This window comes from Candidatus Thiodiazotropha sp. AKAK2, from assembly GCF_058244685.1.
This window is the reverse complement of record NZ_JBSYOP010000021.1, coordinates 215,607-225,253: the sequence shown is the minus strand read 5'-3', so window position 1 is coordinate 225,253 and position 9,647 is coordinate 215,607. Positions and strand designations below refer to the sequence as shown.

Genomic DNA, 9,647 nt, shown 5'->3' with positions numbered 1-9,647 from the left:
CGATATGTGAAAGTCCACAATAAATACAGCGCTAAACCATTTCGTTGGACAAAAAGTGCCGAGAAAATAATTGCTTCAGTAAATCGCGCTAAAAATGCGTCGTCGAATTAACCGCATGGCCCACTAGAGTGCCTCTCTAGCCGCGCTGTAAGAAGATAGCTAGAACGCTTCCCTATGAGATTCACCATCCAGACCAAACTGTTTTTAAGCCACTTTGCTGCCATTATTCTGGTTTCCGGAAGTGTCGGCAGCTACTTCTACCATAGCGCCATCGAAAATCTGATGCATGCCCTGCAGTCGCGGTTAATGAATAGTGCTTCCCTGATCAGCAGCAGTCTGCAGGATGCACAGTTGGATCAGATCAGGGAAGAGAAGGATATGACATCACCCAACTATCAGCACTACGTCAATCAACTCCGCAGTTATGTGAAAACCAATCCCGATATCGCCTTTATCTATGTGATGAGAAAGGTGGATGACAAGGCGGCCTTTGTACTGGATTCGGACATGCAGGAACCGGCCTTCCCGGGTGAAATCTATGAGCCTGATATCGCTACCCTGATGGAAGGATTTCTTCGTCCCTCGGTCGACAAGGAGCTGGCAGAAGATCGTTGGGGAGTGTTCCTATCTGGATACTCTCCGGTACAGGCGGGTAATGATGACTATCTGGTCGGTATCGATATGCGAGCCGATGAGGTGAAGAAGAAGTTCGAACAGATTCGACTCGCCGGCTTTTTGTCACTGGCTCTGTCTGTGATCCTGGCGATGATATTCAGCCGGCTTTTATCGCAAAATCTAACACGTCGGATCACCGATCTGACCACCCGTTTTGCCAGGATAGCCCCCGATGAGCAGTCAAATGGTAATCAGGCCAATGGTGATGAAATCGATCAGTTGGCGCGTGCTTTTGATTTGATGTCGCAAAGACTGGAGGTCAAACAGCAACAGATCGAGACCAACCAGATGGCACTTCGCAACGCTCACGATGACCTGGAGGAACGGGTCGAGAGCCGTACCATGGAACTGGTGCAAACGAATCAAAAGCTGTTGAGGGAGATCGCAGAAAGAAAGCATGTTGAACAGATGCTTGAAGAGACTTCACGCATCGATTATCTGACCAACTCTCTGAACCGCCGCGCCATGACCCGGCGTCTGGATCAGGTGGTCTCACAGACCGAACGGGGTTCAGAGAGCTTCTGCATCATCCTGCTGGATGTGGATCATTTCAAGCAGATCAATGACAGCTACGGTCATGATATCGGCGATCAGGTATTGAAATATATCGTCAAACAACTCAAAAGCCGGATTCGTGAGGCGGATGAGCTGGGTCGCTGGGGTGGTGAAGAGTTTATGATTCTCTGCCCGGAAACCCAACTGGCGGAAGCCAGACTGTTGGCTCAACGTCTGTGTGATGATCTGTCCGGCAATCCGATGACACTGATTGATAAACAGCTGGTGGTAACCGCCAGTTTCGGTGTCTCCCTGTACCAGCCCGGTGAGGTTTTGGACAACTGTCTGAAACGTACTGACTACGCACTCTATGAGGCCAAGGCAAAAGGGCGAAACTGTGTTGTGGTAGCGGATCAGTAACAGCTGAACTTTTTATTCAGAGCCCCGCTTAAGCGTCATCAGGACTGATCATCGCCCAGATGTTTGGCAATGCGCGCCTCATGTTTCTTGATACGTTTCCGCAAGGCTGGAAATCGTCTGAGCAGGTGCATGATCCAGCGCCGACCGGTCGGGGAGTGACGCATGATGATCGGCGTGCCGATCAAGAGCAGTGGCACCCCGATGGGCACCGGCAGCAGGAAGGTGATCAGGCCACTCAGGATGGATAGTGAGCCAATAGATAGGTAGAGCCATTTCATGATCATTCAAACGGGTTGGTGAAGTCTCTCTACCTGCCGCAATTCTTCGGTTAGAGTTGAATTCTAACCTGTGGAATGTGAAGCTTTGATGAAAGCTCCGAGCAATGGTCTGTGTCACGGATAGTCGGAGATCCATGTGATGGGTATGAGCGTTGGTTTGGTAATAAGGATCGGTTGAAGCAACCCTTCCATAACATAAGGTGACTGAATCATGTCGATTGACTGGCAGAAGATCAATGCCGCTGTCTGGCGTCCGCGCAAAGGCTACCTGCGAGGGATTGAGCGCATCGATCCAATCATGCTCTCCCAGTTGGTTGGTATCGATGAGCAGAAACGCCAGTTGATCAAGAATACCGAACGGTTTCTCAACGGTGATGGAGCCAATAATGCTCTGCTCTGGGGCTCTCGTGGTACTGGTAAATCTTCGTTGATCAAAGCTCTGTTGAACAACTATTGGCGCCAGGGTTTGCGATTGATTCAAGTGGATCGAAACGATTTGGTGGAGTTACCGGAAATCGTCGATGAGATCAGGGATCTGCCGCAAAAGTTCATCGTGTTTTGTGACGATATGACATTTGAACAGGGTGAAGCCTCCTACCGGGCATTGAAGAGCGTGCTCGATGGGTCAATTGAAGCACCACCGGAGAATGTACTGATCTATGCAACCTCGAATCGCCGCCATTTGCTACCGGAGTCGATGCAGGATAACCAGGATGCGGTGCTGGTAGGGCGGGATCTTCACCTGGGCGATACTGTGGAGGAGAAACTGGCGCTTTCTGATCGGTTCGGCTTATGGCTCTCTTTCTATCCGGTCAATTGGCAGGGTTACCTGGCTATTATCGATCACTATTTCAAGGATTTTACCGGTGACCGAGAGCGGCTGCACGAAGCCGCTAAACATTTTGCCATGGCGAGAGGAGGCTCAAAGAGCGGGCGGGCCGCACTGCAGTTTTACAAAGCCTACTTGGGCAGTGAACAGCTGGAAGATTGTTGATTATGCTGTTCTGGTAACTCTGGCACGTATGTCCAAAAAGATAAAAAGCGAGAGTAACAGCAGGTAGCCTGCCATGATGACGATCAACCACTGGGCCATGCTGAGGCCGATGAATTGCCACTGTATATCATCGCAGAAACCCGACGCTTGAAAGATGGTGGGAAACCACTCATCAAGTTTCAGCCAATCCGGGAATTTGGCGTTCACATCACAGCTCATGGATGGTGGAATGATACCCAGCTGAAGCCCGGACTGTTTGAGTGCCAGATAGAGCCCCCAGAGTGCCCCCGCAGACCAGATGAGATAGCTGAACCCACGTACGATTGAAAGATGGGGGGCGATGGCGCCGGTCAGGAAAGCGATGAAGAGTATGCCTACAGCGACACGCTGATAGATGCATAACACACAGGGTTCAAGTGACATGACATGCTGGAAATAGAGTGCCGCGAGTTCCAGCGTCAGCGTGGTTGCCGCGAGGAATAGCCAGCTAAGAGTACGATGGTGAGTCATGACAGCTTCTGATTTATGAACGATTTCAATGGTTGAGGATTCTATATTTTGTGAATCTGATCTGTTAATTTTTGTCATTGTATACGGCAGTCGGTTCGGGCCTGTTAACCCTGCCATGATGGCTATGGAAACTTTTTAAATGCTTCGCTCTCTTTTGTCACACATTTCTCATCATTGTTCCATAACAATGCTTTATAGAGTGTGGCTTAAAGGAACCTCGGAACAAGTCATGAACCGACATCTTGTGGTCAAAAAGCACCGCTTCTGCGTTACAGATCTTTGCAATAGCCGGCTACTAGGTGCGATCTGTACCTCGAACCGGCACGTTTTGATCGACAATCTGTTCGGCTCAGACTTAGTCAGAGGTTCCTTAAGGATTACAGGTTGAAGAAGACACTGACTATGATATAGGGATGCTTTGATTGATTCACCAGGTTGGTAAATGGTGGATTCATTGAAGATAACTGATTTTGCGAGCGAATAATTACAGGAGTTTTGCCAATGCGCTGTCACGAAGTTGACTATGAGATTCTGGGTTCGGAGATGCAACTGGTCGAGGTGGAACTCGATCCGGGAGAGACGGTGATAGCCGAAGCAGGTGCGATGACCTATCTGGAGGAGGGTGTCGATTTCGAAACCAAAATGGGGGATGGCTCCAATCCGGATGAGGGGTTTATGGGTAAGCTGTTTTCTGCCGGCAAGCGGGTGTTTACCGGTGAGTCCATATTCACCACTCACTTTACCAACCGTGGATCAGGCAAGCAGCGGGTAGCTTTTTCGGCGCCCTATCCAGGCAATATCGTCGCCCTGGATATGGCAAAGCTGGGTGAGAAGGTGACCTGTCAGAAAGATGCATTTCTCTGCGCCGCGCTCGGCACTAAGGTGGATATCGCTTTCAATCGGCGGATTGGCACCGGTCTGTTTGGTGGTGAGGGTTTCATTCTGCAGTCCCTGGAAGGTGACGGCATGGCGTTTATCCAGGCCGGGGGAACCATCGTGGAAAAACAGCTCAACGGTGAGACCTTGCGTGTGGACACCGGGTGTCTGGTGGGATTTACCGATGGCATCGACTATGACATACAGCGTGCTGGTAATTTGAAGTCAATGGTGTTCGGTGGGGAAGGGCTGTTTCTTGCCACCCTCAAGGGGCATGGCAGAGTCTGGTTGCAGAGCCTGCCTTTCTCACGCATGGCGGATCGTATCCTGGCCAATGCGCCTTCTGGCGGAGGTTCAGACAAGGGTGAAGGATCCGTGCTTGGTGGAATCGGCCGGGTTTTTGATGGTGATTGAGTCACCGATCCGGTTCTAAGATTTGATATTAGTGTCGCTGCAATCTTAGCTAAGCCTGTGATTTCAAGAAGGCTTTTAGCGCAAGCTATGACTTCCCCCGTGGTTCAAATAGGTCCACCTTGCCTGGGTGTGGCTTAGCGTTAGTAAAGTTTTAGGTGGGGCATGGCCCCACCCTACACTGTGAATTAACCGGTAGGGTGGGGCCATGCCCCACCGAATGCTCAACCGGCACCACCAGGTCAGAGTTATCAGAGCTCAGAATAGGATCCTGCCCCACAAAATGCCGCTAAAACTCGATCCCCTGTTCCGCTTTGATTCCTTGCTCGAAGGCGTGTTTGACCAGCCCCATCTCCGTCACCGTGTCAGCAACCTCAATCACCTCCTCCGGTGCTTGCCGTCCGGTCAGTACCAGATGCACCCATTTGGGTTTTGAGTGTTTGATGAAATCGGCAATCTCCTCACCGCTGAGCCAGCCATAGCTGCAGCAATAGTTGATCTCATCCAGGACCACCAGGTCATAGGCTTCCGAGAGGATTTTCTGTTGGCAGAATGACCAGATCTCCCGGCTCGTCTGCTGGTCCTGTTGTGGATTGTTGGTATCCCAGGTAAAGCCGTCTCCCAAGGCGTGCCACTCGATATTGTCAAACCGGGAAGCAGCTTGCTGTTCCCCGGTTTTCCATTTGCCCTTGATGAACTGAATCACCAATACCTTCATGTCCCAACCGGCAGCGCGAAACACCATGCCGAAGGCACTGGAAGATTTACCTTTTCCGTCACCGGTGTGAACCAGGGTCAGACCGTTGCGCTTTTCTCGCTGTTTCATGCTTATCTACCGATCCTCAACGCCGTTTCTGTGGTGGTTGGCAAATTTGGGAGGGGGGGATGTTGCGAAATCAAATGAAAATCGTTATCATTTGCATATGCCATTCAAAATACTCCCAAAGGAGACCTTATCGTGTCAATTTTTTCCAAACTCATCCTTGCTCCCCTGGTGCTGAGTCTATTGCTACCTGTGGTGGCCAGCGCTGATGAGGTTAATCTCTACTCTGCACGTAAAGAGAAGCTTATCAAACCACTATTGGACAGGTTTACTCAAGAGACAGGTATCGAGGTCAACCTGGTGACCGGGAAGGCGGACGCTCTGCTGCAGCGGCTGCAGAGTGAAGGACGAAATACCCCAGCGGATCTGCTGATCACCACCGATGCAGGCCGTTTGCACCGGGCCAAAGCGGCCGGCGTGACTCAGACTGTAGATTCTGAATTGCTGAATAAGGTCGTACCCAGTAACTATCGGGATCCGCAAGGTCACTGGTTCGGTCTCTCCTTGCGAGCAAGGCCGATACTGTATGTCAAAGGCAAGGTGGACCCAGCCACGCTCTCGTCCTATGAGGCGCTGACCGACCCTCAATGGAAGGGCCGGATCTGCATCCGTTCCTCAGGCAATATCTATAATCAGTCCCTGGTGGCCTCGATGATCGAAGCGAACGGTCTTGAAGCGACCGAGGCCTGGGCCAAATCATTCGTCAAACAGTTTGCCCGTCCCCCCAAAGGTGGTGACCGGGATCAGATCAAGGCGGCAGCAGCCGGCCTCTGTGATATCGCGGTGGCCAACACTTACTATCTGGCGGGAATGTTGAAATCAAAGGATCAAGCGCAACGTCAGGCTGCTGAGAAGATGGGTGTGTTCTGGCCCAATCAGGCTGGACGCGGAGCCCATGTGAATATCAGTGGCGCGGCCCTGATCAAGACCGCCAAACACAAACAGGCAGCGATAAAACTGCTCGAGTTCCTGCTCGGTGAATCCGCCCAGGCATGGTACGCAGAGACCAATGGTGAGTATCCGGTTCGCAGTAATGTGGCAGCGGGAGAGACATTGCAGGCCTGGGGAAAGTTCAGCATGGATGGCCTCAACCTGAGTCGCCTGGGTGAGCTCAATCCTGAAGCGCTTAAATTGATGGATCGCGCCGGTTGGAAATAACTGGCATGATTAGCCGATCTTTGGCTGATTTGTTGCGGAGTATGTGGTTGGGTGTTGAGAAGGTCAACAGGGTGTCACCGGTCGGCTTGATGGGCTGTGTCGGTGGTCTTCCCCTGGCTGTTGTTGAGGCAGGTTGTTATGCAATTGGTCTCTGACAAGCGGCTACTGCCACGTCTCCCGTTCCATACCAATGGCTGGAGCCTGGGAGTGATCAGCATCGCCCTACTGCTGGCGGTGCCGGTGTTGGTCGTGCTCAGCTATCTGTTGGAACCGGCGGGAGAGGTGTGGGAGCATCTGGCGGCCACGGTGCTTCAGGACTATGTGATCAACTCCCTGCTGTTGATGGTGGGTGTTGCAATCGGTGTGTTGCTGCTGGGCGTCAGTACCGCTTGGCTTACCAGTATGTGCCAGTTTCCGGGGCGTTGGTTGTTTGAGTGGGCGCTGCTGCTGCCAATGGCCATACCGGCCTATATCATCGCTTATACCTATACCGGGCTTTTCGATTTTGCCGGCCCGGTACAGACCCTGCTCAGGGAGCTCACCGGCTGGGGCTACGGAGACTACTGGTTTCCAGAGATCCGCTCCATAGAGGGTGCCGCACTGATGCTGGCGTTGGTGCTCTACCCCTATGTCTATCTACTCTCCAGGGCGGCCTTCATGGGCCAGTCGATCTGTGTGTTGGACGTCAGCAGAACCCTTGGCAACGGTCCCTGGCGGACCTTTTTCATGGTTGCTCTGCCACTGGCGAGACCCGCCATCGTGGCCGGTCTCTCCCTGGCGCTGATGGAGACTTTGGCCGATTACGGCACAGTGCAGTACTTTGGCGTTTCGACCTTTACCACCGGAATTTTCCGTACCTGGTACGGATTGAACAATGCAGCAGCAGCAGCCCAGTTGTCTGCCATGTTGCTGCTGGTGGTATTTACCTTGATATTGATCGAGAAGGGCTCCCGCAGGCAGGCCCGCTACCATCACACCACCCAACGACACCAGTCATTGACACGCTTTCAATTGACCCGCCTGCAATCTTTTATGGCCTTTATGATCTGCTTCGGCGCCCTGTTTTTCGGTTTTTTACTGCCTGCAGGTCAGCTGCTCTGGTGGGCATTGACCACGGCCGAGGAGAGCCTGGATGGGCGTTTTCTGAGTCTGATCAGCCACAGTCTGTTACTGGCCGCATCGGCTTCGGGTCTGGCCCTGTTGCTGGCTCTGTTTCTCAGTTATGGCAAGCGCCAGTATGGCAGTTGGCCGGTGGTGCTGGCGGTGCGAACCGCTGGTATGGGCTACGCCATACCAGGGACTGTGATTGCGATCGGTGTGATGATCCCCTTTGCCGCCTTCGACAATGCCCTGGATGATTGGATGCGGACCCAGTTTGGCTGGTCCACGGGTTTGCTGCTCAGTGGTACCCTGGTGGCGCTGATTTTTGCCTATCTGGTGCGGTTTCTCGCTGTCTCGCTACAGACCGTGGAGGCGGGGCTGGGTAAAATCCGGCCGACCATGGATGAAGTCGCCCTCTCCATGGGGGTGGGCTCCAAGGAGATCATTCACCGGGTGCATATGCCGATGTTGAAAGGCAGTTTGATGACCGCCCTGCTGTTGGTCTTCGTTGACGTATTGAAAGAGTTGCCGGCTACCCTGATACTAAGGCCCTTCAACTACAACACCCTCGCGGTCAGGGCTTATGAGCTGGCTTCAGATGAACGGCTGGCGGATGCTTCCTACGCCTCTCTGACCATTGTGGCTGTTGGAATACTGCCCGTAATTTTATTAAGCCGATCGATTACCCGGTCCCGTCATGCCGAACCAACTTAGCGTCAAACATGCAAGCGTCAAATACGGTCGTCAGACTGTGGTTGATGATGTCAGTTTCGAACTGCAACGCGGGGTGATCGGCTGTCTGCTGGGGCCCAGCGGTTGTGGCAAAACCAGTCTGCTCAGGGCAATCGCAGGTTTTGAGCCGCTGGCCAAGGGAGAGATACTGCTGCATGGCCGATGTGTATCCCGTCCTGGTGAGACCATGGCGCCGGAGAAACGGCGGGTTGGCATGGTGTTTCAGGATTTCGCACTCTATCCCCACCTGAACATTGAAGACAATATCGCCTTTGGCCTGCGTGGACAGAGTCAGGCGCAACGAAGAGAGCGGGTCAAATCCCTGTTGGCCCTGGTGGGTCTGTCCGGTACGCAGAAGAAGTATCCTCATCAGTTATCTGGTGGTCAGCAGCAGCGGGTGGCACTGGTACGGGCGATGGCGCCCCAACCCGATATTCTGTTGCTGGACGAGCCCTTCTCCGGATTGGATGTGGAGTTACGGGAACAGCTTGCCCGTGAGGTCAGGGATATATTGAAGCGTGAGGAGGTGACCGCCATTCTGGTGACCCACGATCAACTGGAGGCCTTTGCCCTGGCTGATGCTATTGGCGTACTGGGTGATGGGCGGTTACGCCAGTGGGATAACGGTTACTCCCTCTACCATCGTCCCAACGACCGGTTCGTTGCCGATTTTATCGGTCAGGGTGCGATGATCCCCGGTAAGGTGACTCAGGATGGTGATATTCAGTCCGCGCTGGGTAAGATCCATGGGGAGTTTGTCAAACAACCCACTGCCGGTGAGCGGGTGGAGTTACTGATTCGCCCCGATGATGTGGTGCATGATGACGACAGTGATTTCAAGCTGAGGATTGTCGACAAGGTATTCCAGGGGGCCGAATATCTCTATACCCTGGCACTCGAGGATGGCACTGAGTTGCTCTGTCTGGTGCAGAGTCACCATGATCACGATGTGGGTGAGATGATCGGTATACGCCTCTATGTGGACCATGTGGTGGCCTTTCCTGTCGTGGCCGATTAGGGATTGATTGCTGATTGTCTTGTGGCTGCTCATGTACGCGAACAGTCGCAAAGGGAATTCTTATAAAATGCCTATCCCAAGGCTGATTCTTAAATGATTTCTTATTGCGCCAACTCTTGACTGTTTGTGGCTTGTTTTTCTGGTTTTTTATGCGTT

Annotated in this window: 9 protein-coding genes; 6 read left to right on the top strand and 3 right to left on the bottom strand. The window is 52.7% G+C overall.

What is annotated here, in order from left to right:
• Positions 1–174: 174 nt before the first annotated feature.
• Positions 175–1,590: a sensor domain-containing diguanylate cyclase gene (locus AC4IE8_RS08810; protein WP_068988055.1), complete on the top strand. Its 1,416-nt coding sequence runs from the start codon at positions 175–177 to the stop codon at positions 1,588–1,590.
• 38 nt (positions 1,591–1,628) lie between these two features.
• Here the strand turns inward: AC4IE8_RS08810 and AC4IE8_RS08805 are convergent, their stop codons facing one another.
• Entirely contained in the window at positions 1,629–1,868 is a 240-nt protein-coding gene (locus AC4IE8_RS08805; RefSeq protein WP_490790817.1) for a hypothetical protein, read from the bottom strand.
• A 211-nt stretch (positions 1,869–2,079) separates the two neighbouring features.
• Here AC4IE8_RS08805 and AC4IE8_RS08800 point away from each other — a divergent pair, with 211 nt between their 5' ends.
• Complete coding sequence (locus AC4IE8_RS08800; RefSeq protein WP_068988057.1) at positions 2,080–2,862, top strand: ATP-binding protein; 783 nt, start codon at positions 2,080–2,082, stop codon at positions 2,860–2,862.
• On the opposite strand, the gene dsbB is transcribed toward AC4IE8_RS08800, so the two are convergent.
• Positions 2,863–3,372: a disulfide bond formation protein DsbB gene (dsbB, locus tag AC4IE8_RS08795; RefSeq protein ID WP_068988605.1), complete on the bottom strand. Its 510-nt coding sequence runs from the start codon at positions 3,370–3,372 to the stop codon at positions 2,863–2,865.
• A 501-nt stretch (positions 3,373–3,873) separates the two neighbouring features.
• On the opposite strand from dsbB, the gene AC4IE8_RS08790 reads away from it, so the two are divergent.
• Positions 3,874–4,662 carry a TIGR00266 family protein gene (locus AC4IE8_RS08790; protein ID WP_068988058.1) on the top strand — a complete coding sequence of 263 codons (789 nt, stop codon included), beginning with the start codon at positions 3,874–3,876 and terminating at the stop codon, positions 4,660–4,662.
• Between the two features lie 286 nt (positions 4,663–4,948).
• On the opposite strand, the gene cobO is transcribed toward AC4IE8_RS08790, so the two are convergent.
• A complete protein-coding gene (gene cobO / locus AC4IE8_RS08785; protein ID WP_068988059.1) occupies positions 4,949–5,485 on the bottom strand; it encodes a cob(I)yrinic acid a,c-diamide adenosyltransferase in 537 nt (178 codons plus the stop codon).
• Positions 5,486–5,617: 132 nt separating this feature from the next.
• On the opposite strand from cobO, the gene AC4IE8_RS08780 reads away from it, so the two are divergent.
• The 3 genes from AC4IE8_RS08780 to AC4IE8_RS08770 all read left to right on the top strand — a co-directional run bounded on the left by AC4IE8_RS08780 (position 5,618) and on the right by AC4IE8_RS08770 (position 9,491).
• A complete protein-coding gene (locus AC4IE8_RS08780) occupies positions 5,618–6,640 on the top strand; it encodes a Fe(3+) ABC transporter substrate-binding protein (protein WP_490790816.1) in 1,023 nt (340 codons plus the stop codon).
• A gap of 138 nt (positions 6,641–6,778) precedes the next feature.
• The gene (locus AC4IE8_RS08775) at positions 6,779–8,455 is read left to right on the top strand and encodes an ABC transporter permease (RefSeq protein ID WP_068988060.1); all 1,677 of its coding nucleotides are present in this window, start codon (positions 6,779–6,781) and stop codon (positions 8,453–8,455) included.
• Positions 8,439–9,491: an ABC transporter ATP-binding protein gene (locus tag AC4IE8_RS08770; RefSeq protein WP_068988061.1), complete on the top strand. Its 1,053-nt coding sequence runs from the start codon at positions 8,439–8,441 to the stop codon at positions 9,489–9,491. Before AC4IE8_RS08775 ends, AC4IE8_RS08770 begins: the two co-directional genes overlap by 17 nt.
• The last annotated feature ends 156 nt before the right edge of the window (positions 9,492–9,647 follow it).

Bases quoted from the DNA above. Each gene is read 5' to 3' on its own strand.
- AC4IE8_RS08810 (WP_068988055.1), top strand. From the start codon at position 175: ATGAGATTCACCATCCAGACCAAACTGTTTTTAAGCCACTTTGCTGCC.
- AC4IE8_RS08805 (WP_490790817.1), bottom strand. From the start codon at position 1,868: ATGAAATGGCTCTACCTATCTATTGGCTCACTATCCATCCTGAGTGGC.
- AC4IE8_RS08800 (WP_068988057.1), top strand. From the start codon at position 2,080: ATGTCGATTGACTGGCAGAAGATCAATGCCGCTGTCTGGCGTCCGCGC.
- dsbB (WP_068988605.1), bottom strand. From the start codon at position 3,372: ATGACTCACCATCGTACTCTTAGCTGGCTATTCCTCGCGGCAACCACG.
- AC4IE8_RS08790 (WP_068988058.1), top strand. From the start codon at position 3,874: ATGCGCTGTCACGAAGTTGACTATGAGATTCTGGGTTCGGAGATGCAA.
- cobO (WP_068988059.1), bottom strand. From the start codon at position 5,485: ATGAAACAGCGAGAAAAGCGCAACGGTCTGACCCTGGTTCACACCGGT.
- AC4IE8_RS08775 (WP_068988060.1), top strand. From the start codon at position 6,779: ATGCAATTGGTCTCTGACAAGCGGCTACTGCCACGTCTCCCGTTCCAT.
- AC4IE8_RS08770 (WP_068988061.1), top strand. From the start codon at position 8,439: ATGCCGAACCAACTTAGCGTCAAACATGCAAGCGTCAAATACGGTCGT.